The organism is Intestinimonas massiliensis (ex Afouda et al. 2020) (genome assembly GCF_001244995.1).
GTDB lineage: Bacteria > Bacillota > Clostridia > Oscillospirales > Oscillospiraceae > Intestinimonas > Intestinimonas massiliensis.
Map to the genome: position 1 here is coordinate 367206 of NZ_LN869529.1, position 19070 is coordinate 386275.

Sequence of the window (19070 nt, forward strand, 5' to 3'; positions counted from 1 at the left end):
CCATGCGGTTGACACGCACACACTCCTGTGACGTCCTGGTTCTGGGTTCCGGCATCGCGGGGATCACGGCGGCTCTGACGGCCGCTGAGGCGGGCCGCTCCGTGATCTTGGCCTGCAAGGGCAAGCTCTTCTCCGGCTCCAGTTTCTACCCTGGGACCTGGGGGCTGGGGCTGGTCGGGCCCGCGGACGAAAGCGATGAAGCGGATCTTGCCGCCACCATTGAGGCGGTGGGCTGCGGTATGGCCGATCCCGCCATGGTCCGGGCCTTTGTGGCGGGCATCCACCCGGCCATCGAGCAGGTTCGCTCCATGGGGGTCAAGCTCCGCCGGGCGGACAACGGCGGTCAAAAGGAGTACATCCCCTGCTTCGACCACAAGCACCGGGACTGGAACGGCATCGAGTTTGACAGCGCCCGGGAGATCTTTTCCCGGCGGCTGAAGGAACTGGGCGTGACGGTGCTCCCCGGCTGCGAGGCCCTGGAGCTGGTCCAGACCGACCGCCGGGTCTGTGGGGCGGTCGTCGCCCAGGGCGGCAGCCTCTGCTACTTGGGCTGCAAGGCCCTGGTGCTGGCCACCGGCGGCTATGGCGGCCTATTCAAGTACCACCTGTGTACCGCGGATGTGGAGGGGGTGGGCCAGTCTCTTGCCCTCGATGCCGGGTGCCGGCTCGTCAACATGGAGTTCATGCAGATGATGCCCGGCTACATATCCCCGGCCTACCAGACCATTTTTAACGAGAAGACCTTCCGGTTCACCCGGCTGCGCTGTCCGGACGGCCGCCCGCTGCTGAATGGAGCCGCGAAAGAGCTGTTGACGCAGCGCTCCACCCACGGCCCTTTCACCTCCCGCCTGCCCTCCAAGGCGGTGGATCTGGCCCTGTTCCGGGCCTTCCTGGAGGATGAGCGCGGCGTGGAGGCCACCTACACAGAAGAGATGCGCAGCGATCCGCCGGAGTTTGTCAAGACCTACTTTGACTGGCTCCGGGAGTCCCGGGGTCTCACCATGGAGGACCCCATCCACATCGGCATCTTTGCCCATGCCGCCAACGGCGGCATCAAGACCGATCCCAATGCGTTCACCGGCGTGCCCGGCCTGTTCGCCGCCGGGGAGGTCACCGGCGGAATGCACGGGGCCGACCGTATCGGCGGGCTCTCCACCGCCAACGGGCTGGTGTTTGGCGGAAAGGCCGGCCGGTCCGCCGCCGAGGCCTGTGCCGGGACGCCGGAACCGCCGGACGAGTATCTCTTCCATGCCGCTTCGTCGGGTAACGTCCCTGAGGTCCTCTCCACTTTACAAGAGACCATGTTCCGCAATGCCATGGTGATCCGTGGGGAGGAGGGCCTTAGCGCCGCCTTGGGCACGGTAGAGAGGCTGTCCGCCGATCTATCGCTTTGCCCCTCCGCGGATGTCCACGCCATTGCTCAGACGCGGCGGCTGACCGGTCGGCTGCACACGGCGGAAGCGATCTTGAAGGCCGCCCTGCTGCGGCGGGAGAGCAGAGGAGCCCACTACCGGGCCGACTATCCGGAAGCAGACCCGGCCCAGTCATCTCCAATCATCGTCTCGCAAGACTCCGGCGCCATCCGCGCCCGCTTTACCAAGGAGGATGTGCCATGCTCATGACCAAGGAGACCATTGATCAACTGGCGGGCTACCTGGGGAGCACCCCCATCCCGGAAGATTTTGACACCTTCTGGGCGGCCCGGATGGCGGAGGCCGACCAAGTTTCGTTGGACTACTCCGTCAGTCCCTCGGAGATCCCCGCCTTCGACACCTGTGACTACCTGGATTTTTGGTTTCGCGGGATGAACGGTGCCCGACTCTACGCCAAGTACGTTAAGCCCCGGTCAGACCGGCCCATTCCGCTGGTGCTCCAGTTCCACGGCTACCCCGGTGCCAGTCGAAGCTGGCTGGAACAGTCCTCCTATGCCGGTATGGGCTGCGCCCTGCTGGCTTTGGACTGTCCGGGCCAGGGCGGCCTGGGCGACGATCCGGGGGGCTACGCCGGGACCACCGTCACGGGCCACATCGTCGCCGGCCTGGACGGTCCTCCCGAGCGGATGTACTACGTCCGCCTCCACCAGAATATCCGCGTCCTCTGCCGCATCGTCCGGGAACTGGAGGGCATCGACCAGAAAAAGATCTACATCAACGGCGCTTCCCAGGGCGGCGGCATTGGTATTGCCTGCGCCGCCCTCAACCCCGGCCTCATCAACAGGGCGGCCATCCTCTACCCCTTTCTCAGCGACTACCGGCTGGTTTGGGAACTGGGGGCCGACCAGATCGCCTATGAGGGCCTGCGCTACTACTCCCGCTGGTTCGACCCCGAAGGGACGCGCCAGGAGGCATGGTTTGCCAAGCTAGGCTACATCGACACCAAGAATTTTGCCCATCTGGTCTGCTGCCCCGTGCTCTTCGGCACCGGCCTCGCCGACGAAGTCTGTCCCCCTGCGAGCCAGTGCGCGGTCTATAACAACCTTAACTGCCCCAAGCGGCGGCACCTCTTCGAGGGGTTTGGCCACGAGGAGATACAGGACTTCGACGACCTGATCCTGGACTTTTTCGGCAGGGAGGATGCGCTACTATGACAATCACGGAACAGACGACAGCCCTGGAGGCATATCAGGGCTGTGCCCGCTGCCCTGACGACTTGGAGTCTTTTTGGCGCAGGTGTCTGGCGCCGACGGCCAAGATGGCCGAATGCCATACTCACCCCGTCCCTTTCCAAAACTCTGCGGCGGTTTATGAGGACTTGTTTATCCCCTCCGCAGGCGGCGGAACCATTCATGCCCGGCACATACGCCCTGTGGGTGAAGGTCCATTCCCCATCATCCTGATGTTTCATGACCTGGGTCGCAAGATCCGCGGCTGGCATCACATGACCCGGTTCACAGCCTTGGGCTATGCCGTTGTGGCCTTGGAGAACCGTCTGGATGCGTCCGATTATCTTCAGGAGCTGCCGCCCCTGAAGCTGGAGCAAAGCTTGAAGGATGCCTTCACCGTGGCCACCGCTGCGAGGGCACTGCCCTATACCGATGCCGCCCACCTTGCCACGTGGGGGGAGGGCTTCGGCGGCGCACTGGCCCTCGTAACGGCGGCTCTGCTGCCGGGGGAGGTCCGCTGCGCCGCCCTGAACCCCATGCCCGCCGACTTCCGCCGGAGAAACGGCGTTTCGGATGAAAAGCTGCTCTCCGCGCTGGATTATATGGACCCGGTCAACTTTGCGCCCTTTCTAAGGGGGGCACTGCTGATGGGGACCGGCCTCATGGACAAGGTGGCGCCGCCGGAGGGACAGTATGCCATCTACAACCGGGCAGTCTGTCCCAAGCGGCACCTGGTCTATCCCAAGTACGAACATGAGCGCATCAATTTTTTTGAAAACGAGCTCATCAAATTTCTTCATCTATGAGGTGCCCTATGCTGAGATTGGGAATTGCCGGGATCGGCGTCATCGCGGGCGACTACATCGGCCTCATCGCGGGTGGGCGAGTCCAGGGTCTGGAGCTCACCGCACTGTGCAGCCGGAACGAGGAACACATCCAGGCCGTATCCGAACGGTACGGGCTCCAGGTCGCCGCCTTTACGGACTACGGTGAGATGCTCTCCTCCGGGGCGGTGGACGCAGTCCTCATCTGCACCCCACACGGCCAGCACCCCTCCATGGCCCGACAGGCCCTGGAAGCCGGGCTCCATGTGCTGGTGGAGAAGCCGGTGGGCATCTTTGCCGACGAGGTGGAGGAGCTCGTGGACGTGCTCCACAGCAGGTCCGGCCTAATCTGCGGCGTCCTCTATAACCGCCGGGCCTCCCAGGCCTACCGCTATGTGCATGATCTTGTTCAGGGCGGAGCGCTGGGCGAACTGGTGCGGGCCACCTGGATCATCACCGATCTCTACCGCACCGACGCCTACTATGCTTCCGGCTCCTGGCGGGGAACCTGGCAGGGCGAAGGGGGAGGTCTTCTGATGACCCAGGCCTCCCATCAGTTGGACCTTATGCAGTGGGTCTGCGGGATGCCCACCTCCGTGCTGGCCCGCTGCTCTACGGTGGAAAGGGACATTCGGGTGGAAAACGAGGCGGAGCTCTTTCTCACCTACCCAAACGGGGCCCACGGCCACTTCCTGGCCTCCGCCCACGAGTGCCCCGGCACCAACCTGCTGGAGGTCTGCATGACCCGGGGCAGGGTATCCATCCGGAACGACAGCGAGGTGGAGGTCCTCCAGCTGGAGGAGGATGAGCGGGTATTTGCCCGGACCTGCCCCAGTTCGTTCGGAAAGGTGCCGGGGACGGCGAAGACGCTGACCTTTGACGACCGCGACAACAAAGTCCAGCAGGCGGCCACCATAGAGAACTTCGCACGGGCCGTCCGGAGTGAGACGGACATCCAATGCAGCCTGGAGGAGGGCCTGCGCTCACTCCAGATCATACACGGGGCGTATCTGTCCCACTGGCTGGAACGGACCGTGCCCCTGCCCCCGCCGGAGGACCTCTTCCGCAGCCATCTGGCCCAACTTTCATAACACGTTACGGAGCGATGTCCTCCGTACAGAAGACAAAGTGAGGGTGCCGCTCAACGCGACCCCTCACTTTTCTTGTGTCCGACATTTTACGACAGAATGGGCGTGGTCCCTATGGGCTGGTACACCTGATCCAGGAAATCACTTTAGCATATTTCCGCCTATACTTCTCCCCTTTGTCTTGTGCGGTATTGCCCAAGATATCGAGGTTCTGTGAAAACAGACGGCAAAACGGAATATAGTGTTTGCATTGGCAAAACTGATTTTGGCGGACGGGCCCCGCTTGGCAGTCTGATTTGGGTTGCTCTAGCAAAGAAAATGCGGGGGCTTAGCGACTCTTTATCATCAGCAGGTCAGGTGTTTGAAGCGCATTATCGACTGCGGAAACGATTGGTTTTTTCAGGAGATCCAATGCTTTTAAACCTTTTTGAATTCTTCTGCTGTCTGGTGGTAGACTGTCAGAGCATGTAAAAAACTATCGGGGGCCGTCTATCGGCAGTTTGGTATAAAGGGTTTTCCCTGCTTCATTTTGTGGGATAATCGCAACAGGATATACCCGAAGGACCCGGCTGGGAAGGTGCATCTGCTCTGCAAGATACATCAGCGCTTGACTCGGTATAGCAGGGGAATTGCTGACTGTATAGATACCCAAAAGATCGTCCCGCCCCACACAGGCAAATTGAACATCTGGGAAGCGGGCTGTGAGCAATCGCTCCACCTCGTCCAGGTTGACCCGATTGCCAAAGAGTTTGACAAATCGCTTTTTGCGTCCCACGATGTAATAGAAACCGTCTCGATCCCTGTATGCCATGTCTCCGGTGCGCAGGAGACCGCCCCATTCATCGCCCTTGGAAAGGTCTTCGGCACACTGGGCATAACCCATGGCCACATTATCTCCACGATAGACAAGCTCACCTGTGGCATCCGGCGTTTTGATCTCGGCACCGTCAGCGTCTTCCAACCAGAATGAGCCGCCGGGGATGGGTACGCCCATACTGCCGCACTTCTCCACCGCCCGGTTGGCTGGGAGGTAGCCCATGCGGGGAGCTGCTTCGGTCTGACCGTACATAACGAAGAACTGTCTGCCAGTTCCCATTGCCCAAGCGGCGAATTCCCGGTGGAGCTCCAGGGAGAGCTTTCCGCCGGCCTGGGTAAGTGTGCGCAGGCGGGGGAGATTCATGGAGATGAGCCCAAGCCGATGAAACATTTGGTAGGTGTAGGGAACCCCCGCCAAGGAGGTGGCTCCCTCCCGGTCCACCCTGTCCCAGAAGGATCGTTCCATCACGCTGTGGCGGGTAAGCAACAGCGGGGCTCCCACCAGCAAGTGACTGTTGACGATGGACATGCCGTAGGAATAGCTCATGGGCAGGGTGGTGATGGGACGCTCATCTTCTCCGAGGTTGAGATACTCCGCAATGGAACGGGCATTGGCGTCGAGATTTTTTTCACTCAGGCGGACCAGCTTAGGGCTTCCGGTGCTGCCGGAGGTGGTGAGCAACAGCGCCAAGTCTGGGTGAATGGCCGGCCCTTCAACACTACTGGAAAGAAGCAGGCTTCCATGCAGCTCCAATACCGGAGCGGCTTGGGGCAGGACCGCCCTAGTCTCTTTAGGCAAATCACAAGGCGCGTAGTAGAAGGCAGGACGGTAGGTTTCCGCCAAGCCCTTCAGAAGCCCGGGAGCAATGTGAGCGTCCAGCAACAGCGGAACAGCCCCACATCGCAGGCAACCCAGATAGCCCAGCAGAGTGCCGGGTGTGTTCTCACACAGGAGAAAGACCAACACGTGCCCCCCAATGGCACGAGCCAAAGCCTCTGATGCGGCGCTTAAGTCGCCGCAGGATAGGTGCTCATCCGCATCGGTGACGGCCAGCAACCGTCCCGGCTCGCGGTCGGACAAGGCAAACAGTTCCATATAGGGACCTCCTATTCTATGGAAGGGCGCCGCACTCCCGTCTCCACCAGGGCCCCTTCCTTGTTCTCTATCGGATCACTCGGGACAGGGCCTCGATAAGGTCGCGCCCGTCCCAGACCGTGTCCATCTCCAACGCCTGACCCAGGTGGACCACCCGGTCCACGCCTCTGGCACGATGGGCTGCCAGAAAAGCGGCCATATCTCCCGGCTCCGGCCCGGCGCAGACGAGGGTCTGCACTTTGGCGGAGAGCATGGGGAGCAATTGGTTCAGAGCCGTCGCCTCACATTCGAAGAAGAGCCCAAATCCTCCTTTCAGCTCCAGTGGGGCGGTGGGCAGAGCCGAAAGTTGGGCTACATAGACCAGATTCCCGCCATACCGGTCCAGACTAACCACCGTCGGATCTGTCATGGTCATAGCCGCACGGCAGAATCGCTCGTACTTTTGGGCGGCTTGAAAGGGACCCAGAGAGTAGCGCCCCCGGGCCTCCTTGGCCACGGTCTCCCACCAGCGGCGGCGGATGCCCGCCTCTCCGCCGTCGGCCAGCCACACCACCATCTGGGGGCTGGAGCAGGCGTTTTGGTCCATGAGATAGGTGTCGTTATAAAAGCGATGGGCCAATCCGGCGAGAGCCTCTTCCCCCAGAGCGGAGAGGTGAGCCTGACTCAGCAGGGCCAGGGACCAGCGGTCAGGGAAGCAGACCTCCACAGCGTGGGGAGGCATGGGGAGGCGGCGCATGGCCGCCACTGCGGCGTCCCCGCCCCAGATGACCCGACCGTCGCACCCGGACAGATAGGCGGTGGTGATCTCGTCGTCCCGACCATAGGACACGAAGGAGCTGCGGGCTTTCACGGACGCGAACTCCGGACGGTCCAGGGTCTCCCGCAGAATGCCGCACAGTTCCGCCTCCGTCTCTCCGCGCCGGGTGGAGAGGCGGATGATGTTGGCATTTCCCGCCAGAAGGCCGATGACATAAGTATAGGCGAACATGGTGGGCACGTTGGAGGGAGCCACATGGAAGAGGAGCCCCCGGCCCAGCCGGGGGGGAAGGCAGGCATGGCGGTTCTTCAGGGCCTCCAGACGGGATCGGCGGCACCAGAAAGCGAAGGCCGCCAGTTCCTCACGCCGCTTGCTGGAAGCCCGGACGGCGACCGAAAGAGCGTCCAAGAAGTCCAGCGCCTCGGGCGCGAAGGGGACCCAGGGCTCCGCAGACGGATGCTCCACCCCTGCCAACAGGATGACGTTATCCCTCATAAGTGTCGCTGCACCCCCTCACCTCCGCCCGGGGCGCCCGCCCCGTGACGGTAAAATACTTGCCCAAACGTCCGCAGGGGCAGTCGTCCTCCCCCAGCAGCACCCCCATATCCTCGGTGAGCAGGGAGTGCCCGGGATAGGACCTGGGCAGTAGGGAGAGGACTTGGATGAGACCGGACTCCCCCGGCTCACAGATGCCAAAATCGCTCGGCCTGCGGAAGATAACATCCGACCAAATACTGGCATGGAGGTGTCCGCAGGGACATTCCATATAGATGCACCCCGTCTGCTCCGCCATGCCGTAATAATCATAGACCCGCCCGACCCCAGTGGCCTTCCGGACGCGGGCTTTGAATTCTGCTGGTGAGACCGCATCTCCAGCCAGCTTTTTCCACCCTCCGCCGTGGATGAGGATTCCCTCCGGAATGTCCAGTCTCTCTCCACGGGCCTCCAGCGCCTGAACCAGATGCTTCCACACCATATAAGTGAAACCGAAGAGGAGGACCGGTCCGCCCCCGTGGGTGTCCAGGAACCGGCGTACACCGTCCAGATCCAGAACCATGTTCTCGTCCAGGGCATAGAAGGTCTGGGAGGCAAAAATGGAAAAGCCCAGGATGCCCGCACCTCTGGCTGAGAACATCGCCCGGTCCCGCAGAACCTTTTTGCTGTCCAGTACGAGGTAGGGCAAGCGCTTCTCCCCCACAAAGTCGGAAACGATTCGATAGAGGACCCGCTGCTGATTGGCGGAGGTCTCGGCATCCAGATAGATTTTGGAGACTCTCTGCCCAGTGGTGCCCGAGGAAGTGAGCGTCTTAAAGACGGCCTCATCGGAGACACTCTTCAGGTCCAGATCCTTGAAGATGGAGACCGGCAGCATGGGCGTTGTCTCGGGAGAAAAGACCCCCTCCTCAGGGTGGCCCAACGCCTTCAGCAATCGCCGGTATTCCGGGCAGTTCTGCTGGTGGAACCGGGTCAGCCGTGTGAGAAACTCCTCGTAAAGGGCGGCCTTTTCCTTATGGGGTATGGAATAGGGGGCGGATATCATCCGTGTGTTGAGATCCATGGCTCTCTCCTTCCTCTCTTACAGCCTGTAGGGGGCGCCATGTCCGGGGCAGATATGCAGCCCCGAAGGAAGGTTCTCCAAAAAGGGCCTGGTTTTGGCCTGGTAGTCTGCCTCGCTGCCGCCAGGCAGGCGGAGGATGACCGCACGGTCCGGGAGCAGGTAGTCGCCGGAAAAAAAGTAAGTCTCATCCCAGAGGATGCCGGCGCTGCCCGGCGTGTGCCCCGGCAGGCTGACGCACTGCAGGACATGGCCCCGCCAGTTGGTCTCATAGGTCTGATCGTAGGTCAGATCCGCCGGGCGGCAGACAAAGGGAGGATAGGTCACACCGGGCTTGCCGTGGAAGGTGAGATAGACCTCCATCATCCGGGACATGTTGAGCCGGGTACTCGCCAGCCCGGAGCTGCAGGCCGCGCTGGCGAGTACCCGGACCGCGGGATACCGCTCCCGCAGGGCCTCCAGCCCCGCAGTGTGATCGCAGTGCTCGTGGGTAAGCAGGATCAGTTCCGGGCTCCATCCGCGCTCCTCCAGTACCCTGAGGGGCCCTTGGGGGTGGTTGGGGTCGATGACCACGCAGCCCCCATCCTCCGCCAGTAGATAGCAGTTGCTCTCCGCTAGGGGCTCGGTCCACAGGGTAAGCTCGCTCATGCCCCTCAGAGCTCCACGCCGTATTTTGCCAGGATTTCCTTGCCCTTTTCATAGGACGAGAAGTCCAGTACGTCCAGCGTGCTGATGTTGATGCCGTAGGTCTCCTCCATGCCGCTCATCAGGTCCATGTGGCCGATAGAGTCCCACGCCCGGATGCCTCGGTACTTCAGACCGGGCAGGTCCTCCCTGGACACGGGAAAGGATTCCAGGAATAGCTTATCGTACTTCTCCAAATTTGTCATGTCATTCTCTCCTGCTCTGTGTGATAGTATGCCATTTCCGGGGCGGCGGTGGGGGAGGGAAAGGCGGAGGCGCTTAGTACTTGCAGTGGAACCGCTTTTCGTATTCCGCTTTCAGTCCGTCTCGGAAGTCGGGATGGGCAATTTCGATGAGCGCACGGGCCCGCTGACGCAGGGTCCGGCCCTTGAGCGCGGCCACGCCGTACTCGGTGACCACGTAGTCGATGTCGTTGCGGCTGGTGGTGACGGCGGCCCCCTCGTCCAGCAGGGGGACGATTTTGGAGACCTTGCCCTTGACGGTGGAGGGCATGGCCATGATGGACACGCCGCCCTTGCTGGCGGAGGCGCCCCGGACGAAGTCCACCTGGCCGCCCACGCCGGAGATCTGCTTGGGGCCGATGGTCTCGGAGGCGACCTGGCCCATCAGGTCCACCTGAACGCAGGAGTTGATAGAGATCAGGTTGTCATTTTGAGCGATGATAAAAGGATTGTTCACATAATCCACCGGACGCAGCTCCACGTCTGGGTTGTGGTCCACAAAGTCGTAAAGCCGCCTGGTGCCCATGAGGAAGGCCACCACGAATTTGCCGGGGTTCAGGGTCTTTTGGGCGTTTGTGATGACACCGGCTTCGGCCAGCTCCACCACGCCGTCGGAGAACATCTCAGAGTGGATACCCAAGTCCTTTTTGCCCTTAAGGAAGAGGAGCACAGCGTCGGGGATGGCACCGATGCCCAGTTGCAGGGTAGCTCCGTCGGGGACGAGGGAGGCGCAGTGCTCGCCGATGGCCTTCTCCACCTCGCCGATCTTGGGGGGCGCCAGTTCGATGAGAGGGGCTTCATACTCCACGATGCAGTCCAGCTCGTCTACCGACACCAGGCTGTGGGGGCCGGTCCACGGCATTTGGGGATTGACCTGAGCGATGACCAGCTTGGCCTGCTTGACGGCCTCCAAGGTGTAGTCCACGGACACACCCAGGGAACACATGCCGTTCTCGTCCGGAGGCGTTACCATCACCATAGCCACGTCCACGGGCATGGTAGTGGAAAACTGCCGTGGAATCTCGAAGAAGAAGCTGGGGGTAAAATCACCCCTCCCCTCGGCAATGGCGTCCCGGGTGCTTCCGCCCACGAAAAAAGCGTTGTGGCGGAAGTTGTCAGCGTATTCTGGTTTGCAGTACTCGCCCTTGCCCATGGCCACCATATGGACAATCTCCACATCCCGGTAGGCATCGGCGTTGGCCACCATGGCTTCCAGCAAGTGGGAGGGCTCGCCGCAGGCGTGAGCGACCACCACCCGGTCGCCGGACTTGATTTTTTTCACGGCCCCTTCCGCCGTGGTCAGATGTTCCTGATAATAAGTTTTCCAGTTCATAGTATTACTCCCACAACTTATTTGAAATTTGGTCAGCGCATAGCCAGCCGCACTTCCACATCGGCCGCCAGTTCCCCGCGGACAAAGATTTGCCCCCGGCAGACGGCCACTCCCAACTCCTCCCGCTCCTCCAGGAGGTCGGCGTGGACCTCCAGAGTATCTCCGGGAAGGATCTTTTTCCTGAAATTAGCCTTGCGGATTCCCATGAAAAGGGGCGTCTTTCCGGCATAGCGGTCCAGGGTCAGTAGGAGCAGATCCGCCGTCTGGGCGGCGGCCTCCACGGTGTAAACGCCGGGGAGGACCGGGGCCCCCGGAAAATGCCCGGACAGGGCGGGCAGGGCGGGGTCCACATAAAAAGTGGTCGCCGCCTCGACGCCGGGGACCAGGCGAATTGCCTCGTCCACGAACAGCATGGGCGGACGGTGGGGCAGGATGCGCAGTACCTCCTCGCGGCAGAGGCTGCGTACCGCCGGACCCTCCAGAGCCTGGCGCAGCCGATCCCTCGCGGGGAGCAGATCCTCCCCGCCGTTGAGGTATATCAAGCGTCCCATTGGAACGGCCAGACCGGACACATTGGCGCAGCGGCTGCTGCATCCGCAGGCCACCACCACGGCGGGGTAGCTTTTGCCTTCCTCGGCGCCGACAAAGGTTGCTTCCGGGAAAAACGACTCCAGGCGCTTGACCAGGGCCACTCTGTCATAGCGGGAATTGCAGCCTCCGCAGTAGCGCAGGCCGATTTCCGGCTTATCCGCCATGATGCGACCTGATGATGGCCCTGGCCTGATCCAGCAGCTCATCGCTGATATCCTGGACCAGAACGGCCTTTCGGATGCCCGGTACGCGCTCCACCAGCTCGCTTTGGATGAGTGCCTCCGTAGTCAGGTCGGCGGCGGGACAGCCGGCGCAACGGCCCTTGAGCTTGAAGCGGACCACTCCGTCTTCCACCTCAAGGACCTCCATATCTCCGCCGTCTCCCCGCAGCAGAGGACGCACATGCTCATCTAACACGGCTTCGAGCTCTTCATACATGGCGGTAAGCCTCCTTTTGGAATAGACCGGAGGCGGCGGAGTGCCGCCGCCTTCGGTCTATCGTCGATTCTGGTTTTGGGAAATCTTACTCCTTGATATGGGCGATGGCCTTGGCCAGGGCCTTCTTTTGGACCAGGTTGCCCTGACGGGAGATCATGATGCGCTGCGCCTGGGGAGAGCCGGCGCCGTGCATGGACTCGGTGCGGTAGCCCACGGCGGCGGTGCCCAAAGACAGGTTCTCGATGAGCCGCAGGATGCGCAGGCGGTTCTCGGTGGAGACGCTGTTCACGCCGCGGAGATACTTGTCGATGACGGGGCCCAGCTTGGGGTCCCGGAGGTCGGCCTCGGCGGGAGCGGTGACCATCAAGCCGCCGGCGATGTCCTCCGCCAGACGAACGATCTCGTAGGGGAAGCGGGTCACGTTCTGCTTGCAGACGTTGGCCAGTAGGAGGTCGATCATGTAGTTGCCGCTCTCGGTGGGATAACCCTCGGCGGAGCAGGCGATGCCGCAGCAGTAGAGGGTTTCGTTCAGGTGGGTCATCTCGATGAGCTTATCCTTCACATGGCTTGCCTTATTGGCGCCGTTGTAGTCTGCGGCCACGGCAGCAGCACCGATCAGCACGTCGCCCACGCCCACCTTGCACCCGCCATAGCTCTGGCGGTGATAGCCAGCGAAGCGCTCCACCAGCATTCCGGCAAACTCGGTCTCGCCGTTGAGGAAGATGCGCTCGTTGGGCACGAATACATGGTCAAAGACGGTGAGGGCCTCCACACCGCCGAACTCGGCGTTGCCCACATCCATCTCGCTGCCCTCCCGCTTGCGGGTGTCGCAGCTCTGGCGGCCGATAATCATAAAGAGACCCTTGGTGTCCAGGGGCACCGCGAAGGAGATGGCATAGTCCTTGTCGTCGGGGCCCATGGACTGGGTGGGCATGACGATGACCTCGTGGGAGTTGATGATGCCGGTCTGATGGGCTTTGGCGCCGCAGACCACCACGCCGTCGGGACGGCGTTCCACCACGTGGAGGAAGAGATCCGGATCGGCCTGCTCATGAGGGGCCTTGGAACGGTCGCCCTTGGTGTCGGTCATGGCGCCGTCCACGGTCAGGTCGTTCTCCTGGCAATAGAGCATAAACTTCTTGAAGTTTTCATGGTAGGTGGTGCCGTACTTTTTGTCAACTTCATAGGTGGTGGAGTACTCGGCGTTGAATGCATCCATGCCAACGCAGCGCTGGAAGCAGGCGGCGGTCTTCTGGCCCAACAAGCGCTGCATCTTCACCTTGTTCCGGAGATCCTCGGTGGAGCGATGGATGTGGGTGAAGCGGTTGATGCGCTCGCCGGTCTCGGGGGAGACCACCGTCATCAGGTCCTGATACTCGGGCATCTGTGCCAGGTCGTAGGTCATGCGCACGGAGTTTAGAGAGGGGCGGAGGATGGGGTCGTCCACGGGGTTTTCCACTTTTTTGCCGAACATGTAGATTTCCATGGGGATTTTACGGATGGATTCGATGTACTGTTCACCGGTCATGAGTGCCATAATAAATGCTTCCTTTCTTTACATGAGATACTGTTACTTGTCACTTTGGTATAACTTTATCCCGGCTTTACCAGCATCCGCCACCGGAGCTGCGGGCGGATTCGCCGTCGGAGACGGCCACGGGAACAGGCTCCTGCTCGACCTTCTGCTTTTTCTGGTGCAGGATAAAGAAGAGGATGATGCCCACAGCCAAACCCCAGGCGGCGCCTTTGGTGGCCAGAACCGCGCCCATAACGCCGCAGATACCGCGCTCGATATCGCTCCTGCACATATTCATGGCTAACTGCGTACAGATGTAGCCCTGGACGATCAGAGTCAGGGAGAGGGCTACGGGCAGCACAGGCTGGAGCAGGGAGGAGATCGGCATCAGAGCTACGGCGATGAAGGTGCTGATACGGAAAGTGCCGCAGCCGCTGTAGATGGATTCCATAGCTTGGGGGCCTTCTTTATAACGCTGGGATACGGCGGCGGTGACGGCCGCCCACAGGGGACCACACATCTGGGTATAGGGACACACCATAGCCATAGCGGAGTTGCGGATACCGCTGATGATGTTGGAGCGGTTGGCGTTGAAATCGATTTTCTCATCCTGGCGGACCTCATCAGCCTCAGAGATGAGGGCCTCGGAGGTGACAAAGTCGCCGAAAGCGATGATGTAAACTACGATGGCGGTAGGGATGGCGGCAATCCAGGTGGCGGCGCTGGGCCAGCCTATGGCAAATGGCGAAAGCTGATTCCAAATGTTGCCAAACTCAGGAATCTTTACAAAAGGCCACCAGACGATCTCCGGAATGGCAATCTCTCCCACGATGGGCCCGATGATCACTCCGATGATGATGGCGGGCAGCATACCGAACTTGCCAATCATATCAATGGCTTTATGCTTCTTTCTCAGGTTCGCCCAGATGGGGCTGAAGAGGCAGAAATAGGCCACAAGTACGCCGATGCAGATGGAAATGGGGTAAAGGCCAAATCGACCCCCGTCTTTGAACTCGCCGATTACGGCGGAAATGCCGCCGCCCATGAGTACGCCAGCCTTCACGGAGTTCGGCACCAGATCCACCATCTTGGAGCCCAAGCCGGTAATACCGAAGATCAGGAAGATGATACCTAGAATCATTTGGAGGGCGATCAGGGCCTGGGTTCTTGCGGGACCCATTTCGTATCCCTTAGTTAGGAAGGCTGTGATAAGGGGAATGGCCGGCGTAATCCAGCCAGGCACCACCGGATCGCCCAGCAACACATGGATGGTGTAAAAGAATCCGTTGATGATCACCATAGACAGGGCTACATCATAGGAAACACCCAACACCTCGGTAAGGACCGGGATGGCGCCTAAACAGGTGGCACACATGAACAGGGCCTGGACCATCTCGGGCACTGACCATGCATAATGGATGAAGGGCAGGCGGACCTTAAAGATCCCCAGCTTCCAGCAGGGCTGCTCTTCCCCATATTTGCGGTAGCGGCTGACAGCTTGCTTGTTTGCCATAGACTTTCCCTCTTTCTTTCCCGTACTGTATTTTTCGCAAGGATCGCTGTGGGGCAGTTGGCCAACTGTTCACTTCGTTCCTACGCCCATTTATTACCGCAAAACCGATGCCAACTTTAAAAAATACCCGGCACCCCTTGCAATACAATGGGTGCCGGGTATTTCCCCACAAGGGGGGCGCCGTGTCTCTTGCTTCGTTTTTGCAGCATCCTCCGTTTAGACAGGTGGAAAAAGTCCCTAAAAATCAAGGAAACTAAACTTTGCTTCAAAAATAAAACAATGCTTTATTTTTGAAGCAGTTTTTCATATTTCTTTCGCTTGCGCACGAAGGTGGCATCGTCCATTCCCAGGCTGGCCGCGGCGGCCCTCACGTTTCGGTATTTTTTGTAAGCCAGGCAGATGTGGTCGTATTCGAATTGTGCCACAGCCAACCGCAGGTCCAGGGTCCCACCATCGCTATCAGCCTCATGGCGGCTTGTAATGGGCAAGTCGGTGGGCAAGATATAGTCCCCGCTGCTGAGGATGACGGCCTGTTCCACCACGTTTTTCAACTCCCGGACATTACCAGGCCAAGCGTAGCGGTGCATTACCTCCATAGCCGCCGGGGTAAAAGCCTTCTGAAAACGGTATTTCTTGTTCATATCGGTCAGGAAAGACTGAATCAGGGGCTTTATGTCCCCCTTTCGCTCCCGCAGGGGTGGAATTTGGATGGGCACCACGTTAAGCCGATAGTAGAGATCCTCCCGGAAGGTCTTTTCGCGGACCATCTCCAGCAGGTCCCGGTTGGTGGCGGCCACGATGCGCACATCCACAGAGATCGAACGGACGCCGCCGACACGCTTGACCTGCCGCTCCTGAAGGACCCGCAGCAGATGGACCTGCATATCCAGGGGCAAATCGCCGATCTCATCCAGAAAGACGGTGCCCTTGTTGGCGCTTTCAAAGACCCCCATTTTTCCCTCCCGGTTGGCCCCGGTAAAGGCCCCACGCTCGTAGCCGAAGAGCTCGCTTTCAATGAGCGTGGGCGGGATTGCTCCGCAGTTGATGCCGATAAAGCTTTGTCCGGACCGGGCGGAGTTTTCGTAGATGAAACGGGCGAACTGCTCCTTGCCCACGCCGGTTTCCCCCAGCAGGAGTATGGTGGTGTCCAAGGCGGCCACCTTCTGAACCCGGCGCAGGGTATCCAGAGTACGCGGGTCCTGGGCGATGAGCTGGGAGGTGAGCTGTTGGCTGCGCTGGAGAAAAGCCATCTCAGACCGGTGGCGCTCCTCGCTCTCGTGGTATTTCTCCTGCAGACCATAGAGGTCCGTCATATCCCGGACCACGGTGATAACCATGGAGATTTTGTCCTTGTCGGAAAAACAGGGGGTGCTGGTAATCAGGGCCTGTTTCCCGGTGCGGAAGGTCTGCTCCAGGGTGGCAGGCTTTCCGGTCTCCAGAGCGATTAGCGTGCCCGAGCGGTCAATGAGGCCGGAGGCGACGATGTCCCGCATGTTTTTGCCCAGCACGTCCTCGGGGTTCAGACCGGAGATGGTCTGGTATGCCTGGTTGATGAGAATGGTGACGGCGTTGCCATCGGTTATGAACAGGCCGTCGTAAACGCTGCCCAAGATGGCGAAGAGCTGGCGATTAATTTCCTCTGTGCTACCGTGCAGCAGGGAGGCACCGCCCTTCTGCAAATAGATGGGATTCCGCTCCTGCATGGAAATCCTCCTTTCGTGTCTCTGTAGCCGATCACCATCACCGCTGTGGCCCGGTCCCCTTGAGCGTCACCAGAGCCGTCCCAGATTTCTCTTCGATATATGTCCGGAACCGCACCGACTCCTCTGGAGAGGCAAAGGCGGAGGTATGAAAGATGTAGGCTGCCTGACCAAAGAAGAGAAAGCGCCATTCCCCCAGAGCGGCAAAGCCGGTGGCCTGTTCATATTTGACCATGGAGACCTGTTCCCCCACTTTGGAACGAATGCTCTCCCGCCCGAAGCTGAACTGGATATCTACCGGGAATTCTCCCCGGGACGTGGCGGCCTTGACGGCGGTACGGCACATCTTGGCCTTGGCGCTCCTACCGCTCAGAGGAATAGAGGCCAGGAGAAGAACCACGAACAGTCCCGCTCCAATTAGCACGGGAGGGCTATAACGGCCTCGGCCGCGGATGAGGACAAATAGGGTGAGAGCGGCCAGCGCAATCAGGATTGGGTAAGTCTGGGTTTGCATCCGAGGCTTTCGGAAGAGCTGCCAGGAGGCCTCTGCCAGAGCCTCGTAGGCGCTTTTGTCGTACCTAGTGTTCAAGGCAAAGTCGTAATTCATGCTTTAAGACCCTTTCTGTAGGCAGTATCAGAAGTGTAGTTGGCCAAACTTGAGACTAGTATACCGTCCTCGAATTCAACTTGTCAACAGCCACCCTCCACCTCTGGTTTTGCTGCGTGCAGGAGTACGATACATGTTTTGCTCCGGGTGCAACTGGCGCTTGCGGGGCAGGACTGGGTATGCTATGATAAAGTCATACCAACTTGGAGGAGATTGATGGTGGACAAGGTCAGGCGATATACCCCGCGCCCACGGCAGGCAGCCCAGGAGGCTATCGAGGCATACATTCTAAAAAACCAGATGAAGGCCAACGACAAGTTTCCGCCCGAACGGACCATGTGCCAAATGTGGGGACTGAACCGCAGCACCTTGCGCAGCACATTGGCCCGGATGGCGCGCGACGGGCGTGTGCATGCGGTCCAGGGCAGCGGGACCTGCTTTACCCCGCGGGTGGACCGGGTACTTCAGGACCTGAAAAGCTTTACTCAATATGCGGCGGACCTGGGTATGAAGCCGGAGACCCGGCTGCTGGGCCTTTCCATGGTGGAGTGTGATAAACAACTGGCCCGGCGCTTTCAGCGTGTGCTGGGCGATAAGCTGTACCGTGTCATCCGCCTTCGGATGTTGGACGGAATGCCTCTTATGATCGAAACCGCTTATATCCCCGCCGCGCTGACGCCCGGGCTGGAGGAGCGGGATTTGGTGGGAGGGTCTCTCTTTGCCATTATGGAGGAGAACTATCATCTCATCATGCACCACGGCTATGAGAGGATCAGCATCACCACCACTACGCCCGAGGAGGCCAACTACCTAGGGACGGGGGCGGGGGTGCCTGCCTTCTGGATCGTCAGCGAGGTCTACGGCGACGATGGGGCCCTCATTGAATACTGCCGCACCATCGGGCGCTGTGACCGGATGCAGATGAGCAGTACGCTCTACTGGATCGGAGGCGGAGATGAAGGATAAACGAACGGATTGTTCTCCACTTCACACCCAACTCAGGGAAGTGATCCGCGCCAAAATTGATGAGGGAGAGTATCCCCCCGGAACCTGCATCCCCTCAGAAAGTCAGCTATCGGAGACCTATGGCCTCAACCGCCTGTCGGTGCGAAGCGCTTTGGCGGCGCTGGAATATGAGGGGCTGCTTCACAGTGTGCAGGGCAAGGGCGTTTTTGTCACCGCCCCAAAGTTGGAACGGGATATGGAGTCCCTGGGCGGCTTTCGGCAGACCATGCGGGAGCGGAGCCAGCGTCCCGGTATGCGGGTGCTCATCAAAGCGCTTCGACAGGCGGGGCCCCTCTACGCACAGATCTTGGGCTGTGCCCCGGAAGAGGACATCTGGTATGTCCGGCGCATTTGCCAGGCAAACGGGAAGCCCATCGCACTGGAGGAAATCTTCATCCCCACGGACGTGGTACCCGGCTTTGAAGAGGTGGACATCAATCTCTTCTCCGTCTTCGAGGTCTATCGGTGGAATGGAATCTACCCGGTTCGGGGGGAACAACGTCTTGCCATCACGCATCTGGACCCGGCTGAGGCCAGGCTGATCGGCCTCAGAGAGGAGAACGCCGTCCTGGAATTTTCCGGCGCCACCTATGACAGGGAGGGGCGGGCCATCGAGTTTTCCCGCAGTTATACCCATAGTGACCGCTGCGAGTTCCTGGTTCATTTCCAAAAGTAAATATTATACCAATTTATGTTTTGGTAT

At 60.2% G+C, this 19070-nt stretch carries 18 protein-coding genes; 6 read left to right on the forward strand and 12 right to left on the reverse strand.

The window, feature by feature from the left end:
• Nucleotides 1–2: 2 nt before the first annotated feature.
• From BN2154_RS05865 to BN2154_RS05880, 4 genes are read left to right on the forward strand one after another with little or no spacing between them, the layout of a single operon-like run.
• Complete coding sequence (locus tag BN2154_RS05865) at nucleotides 3–1622, forward strand: FAD-binding protein (protein ID WP_050617941.1); 1620 nt, start codon at nucleotides 3–5, stop codon at nucleotides 1620–1622.
• Complete coding sequence (locus tag BN2154_RS05870; protein ID WP_050617942.1) at nucleotides 1613–2587, forward strand: acetylxylan esterase; 975 nt, start codon at nucleotides 1613–1615, stop codon at nucleotides 2585–2587. The genes BN2154_RS05865 and BN2154_RS05870 overlap by 10 nt, the downstream gene beginning before the upstream one ends.
• Entirely contained in the window at nucleotides 2584–3408 is an 825-nt protein-coding gene (locus tag BN2154_RS05875; RefSeq protein WP_050617943.1) for an acetylxylan esterase, read from the forward strand. The genes BN2154_RS05870 and BN2154_RS05875 overlap by 4 nt, the downstream gene beginning before the upstream one ends.
• An 8-nt stretch (nucleotides 3409–3416) precedes the next feature.
• The gene (locus tag BN2154_RS05880) at nucleotides 3417–4517 is read left to right on the forward strand and encodes a Gfo/Idh/MocA family protein (protein WP_050617944.1); all 1101 of its coding nucleotides are present in this window, start codon (nucleotides 3417–3419) and stop codon (nucleotides 4515–4517) included.
• Between the two features lie 472 nt (nucleotides 4518–4989).
• Here the strand turns inward: BN2154_RS05880 and BN2154_RS05885 are convergent, their stop codons facing one another.
• From BN2154_RS05885 to BN2154_RS05940, 12 genes are all read right to left on the reverse strand, one after another.
• Nucleotides 4990–6426 carry an AMP-binding protein gene (locus BN2154_RS05885; RefSeq protein ID WP_050617945.1) on the reverse strand — a complete coding sequence of 479 codons (1437 nt, stop codon included), beginning with the start codon at nucleotides 6424–6426 and terminating at the stop codon, nucleotides 4990–4992.
• Between the two features lie 67 nt (nucleotides 6427–6493).
• A complete protein-coding gene (locus BN2154_RS05890) occupies nucleotides 6494–7678 on the reverse strand; it encodes an acyl-CoA reductase (protein WP_050617946.1) in 1185 nt (394 codons plus the stop codon).
• On the reverse strand, nucleotides 7668–8741 hold the full coding sequence (locus BN2154_RS05895; RefSeq protein WP_050617947.1) for a LuxE/PaaK family acyltransferase: 1074 nt from the start codon (nucleotides 8739–8741) through the stop codon (nucleotides 7668–7670). Before BN2154_RS05895 ends, BN2154_RS05890 begins: the two co-directional genes overlap by 11 nt.
• 18 nt (nucleotides 8742–8759) lie before the next feature.
• Nucleotides 8760–9386 carry an MBL fold metallo-hydrolase gene (locus BN2154_RS05900; RefSeq protein ID WP_050617948.1) on the reverse strand — a complete coding sequence of 209 codons (627 nt, stop codon included), beginning with the start codon at nucleotides 9384–9386 and terminating at the stop codon, nucleotides 8760–8762.
• 5 nt (nucleotides 9387–9391) lie between these two features.
• On the reverse strand, nucleotides 9392–9628 hold the full coding sequence (locus BN2154_RS05905; RefSeq protein ID WP_050617949.1) for an acyl carrier protein: 237 nt from the start codon (nucleotides 9626–9628) through the stop codon (nucleotides 9392–9394).
• 73 nt (nucleotides 9629–9701) lie between these two features.
• The gene (locus BN2154_RS05910) at nucleotides 9702–10997 is read right to left on the reverse strand and encodes an acetyl-CoA hydrolase/transferase family protein (protein WP_050617950.1); all 1296 of its coding nucleotides are present in this window, start codon (nucleotides 10995–10997) and stop codon (nucleotides 9702–9704) included.
• Nucleotides 10998–11029: 32 nt separating this feature from the next.
• A complete protein-coding gene (locus BN2154_RS05915) occupies nucleotides 11030–11752 on the reverse strand; it encodes a 3-hydroxyacyl-ACP dehydratase FabZ family protein (protein WP_050617951.1) in 723 nt (240 codons plus the stop codon).
• Entirely contained in the window at nucleotides 11742–12026 is a 285-nt protein-coding gene (locus tag BN2154_RS05920) for a NifU family protein (RefSeq protein ID WP_050617952.1), read from the reverse strand. The genes BN2154_RS05915 and BN2154_RS05920 overlap by 11 nt, the downstream gene beginning before the upstream one ends.
• A gap of 85 nt (nucleotides 12027–12111) precedes the next feature.
• Nucleotides 12112–13563 carry a 4-hydroxyphenylacetate 3-hydroxylase family protein gene (locus BN2154_RS05925; RefSeq protein WP_050617953.1) on the reverse strand — a complete coding sequence of 484 codons (1452 nt, stop codon included), beginning with the start codon at nucleotides 13561–13563 and terminating at the stop codon, nucleotides 12112–12114.
• A 67-nt stretch (nucleotides 13564–13630) separates the two neighbouring features.
• Nucleotides 13631–15055, reverse strand: a complete 1425-nt coding sequence (locus tag BN2154_RS05930) for a hypothetical protein (protein WP_050617954.1) — start codon at nucleotides 15053–15055, stop codon at nucleotides 13631–13633.
• 284 nt (nucleotides 15056–15339) lie between these two features.
• Nucleotides 15340–16758, reverse strand: coding sequence for a sigma-54 interaction domain-containing protein (locus tag BN2154_RS05935; RefSeq protein WP_094762388.1), 1419 nt, complete (start codon nucleotides 16756–16758; stop codon nucleotides 15340–15342).
• A 37-nt stretch (nucleotides 16759–16795) separates the two neighbouring features.
• Nucleotides 16796–17362 carry a hypothetical protein gene (locus tag BN2154_RS05940; RefSeq protein WP_050617955.1) on the reverse strand — a complete coding sequence of 189 codons (567 nt, stop codon included), beginning with the start codon at nucleotides 17360–17362 and terminating at the stop codon, nucleotides 16796–16798.
• A gap of 216 nt (nucleotides 17363–17578) precedes the next feature.
• Here BN2154_RS05940 and BN2154_RS05945 point away from each other — a divergent pair, with 216 nt between their 5' ends.
• Nucleotides 17579–18328, forward strand: a complete 750-nt coding sequence (locus tag BN2154_RS05945; RefSeq protein WP_050617956.1) for a GntR family transcriptional regulator — start codon at nucleotides 17579–17581, stop codon at nucleotides 18326–18328.
• Entirely contained in the window at nucleotides 18318–19043 is a 726-nt protein-coding gene (locus BN2154_RS05950; RefSeq protein ID WP_050617957.1) for a GntR family transcriptional regulator, read from the forward strand. Before BN2154_RS05945 ends, BN2154_RS05950 begins: the two co-directional genes overlap by 11 nt.
• Nucleotides 19044–19070 lie beyond the last annotated feature (27 nt).

Excerpts from the sequence above, each read along its gene's own strand:
- BN2154_RS05935 (WP_094762388.1), bottom strand. The coding sequence starts at position 16,758 with ATGCAGGAGCGGAATCCCATCTATTTGCAGAAGGGCGGTGCCTCCCTG.
- BN2154_RS05905 (WP_050617949.1), bottom strand. The coding sequence starts at position 9,628 with ATGACAAATTTGGAGAAGTACGATAAGCTATTCCTGGAATCCTTTCCC.
- BN2154_RS05900 (WP_050617948.1), bottom strand. The coding sequence starts at position 9,386 with ATGAGCGAGCTTACCCTGTGGACCGAGCCCCTAGCGGAGAGCAACTGC.
- BN2154_RS05865 (WP_050617941.1), top strand. The coding sequence starts at position 3 with ATGCGGTTGACACGCACACACTCCTGTGACGTCCTGGTTCTGGGTTCC.
- BN2154_RS05950 (WP_050617957.1), top strand. The coding sequence starts at position 18,318 with ATGAAGGATAAACGAACGGATTGTTCTCCACTTCACACCCAACTCAGG.
- BN2154_RS05890 (WP_050617946.1), bottom strand. The coding sequence starts at position 7,678 with ATGAGGGATAACGTCATCCTGTTGGCAGGGGTGGAGCATCCGTCTGCG.
- BN2154_RS05930 (WP_050617954.1), bottom strand. The coding sequence starts at position 15,055 with ATGGCAAACAAGCAAGCTGTCAGCCGCTACCGCAAATATGGGGAAGAG.
- BN2154_RS05870 (WP_050617942.1), top strand. The coding sequence starts at position 1,613 with ATGCTCATGACCAAGGAGACCATTGATCAACTGGCGGGCTACCTGGGG.
- BN2154_RS05875 (WP_050617943.1), top strand. The coding sequence starts at position 2,584 with ATGACAATCACGGAACAGACGACAGCCCTGGAGGCATATCAGGGCTGT.
- BN2154_RS05895 (WP_050617947.1), bottom strand. The coding sequence starts at position 8,741 with ATGGATCTCAACACACGGATGATATCCGCCCCCTATTCCATACCCCAT.
- BN2154_RS05885 (WP_050617945.1), bottom strand. The coding sequence starts at position 6,426 with ATGGAACTGTTTGCCTTGTCCGACCGCGAGCCGGGACGGTTGCTGGCC.
- BN2154_RS05940 (WP_050617955.1), bottom strand. The coding sequence starts at position 17,362 with ATGAATTACGACTTTGCCTTGAACACTAGGTACGACAAAAGCGCCTAC.
- BN2154_RS05915 (WP_050617951.1), bottom strand. The coding sequence starts at position 11,752 with ATGGCGGATAAGCCGGAAATCGGCCTGCGCTACTGCGGAGGCTGCAAT.
- BN2154_RS05920 (WP_050617952.1), bottom strand. The coding sequence starts at position 12,026 with ATGTATGAAGAGCTCGAAGCCGTGTTAGATGAGCATGTGCGTCCTCTG.
- BN2154_RS05910 (WP_050617950.1), bottom strand. The coding sequence starts at position 10,997 with ATGAACTGGAAAACTTATTATCAGGAACATCTGACCACGGCGGAAGGG.
- BN2154_RS05945 (WP_050617956.1), top strand. The coding sequence starts at position 17,579 with ATGGTGGACAAGGTCAGGCGATATACCCCGCGCCCACGGCAGGCAGCC.
- BN2154_RS05880 (WP_050617944.1), top strand. The coding sequence starts at position 3,417 with ATGCTGAGATTGGGAATTGCCGGGATCGGCGTCATCGCGGGCGACTAC.
- BN2154_RS05925 (WP_050617953.1), bottom strand. The coding sequence starts at position 13,563 with ATGGCACTCATGACCGGTGAACAGTACATCGAATCCATCCGTAAAATC.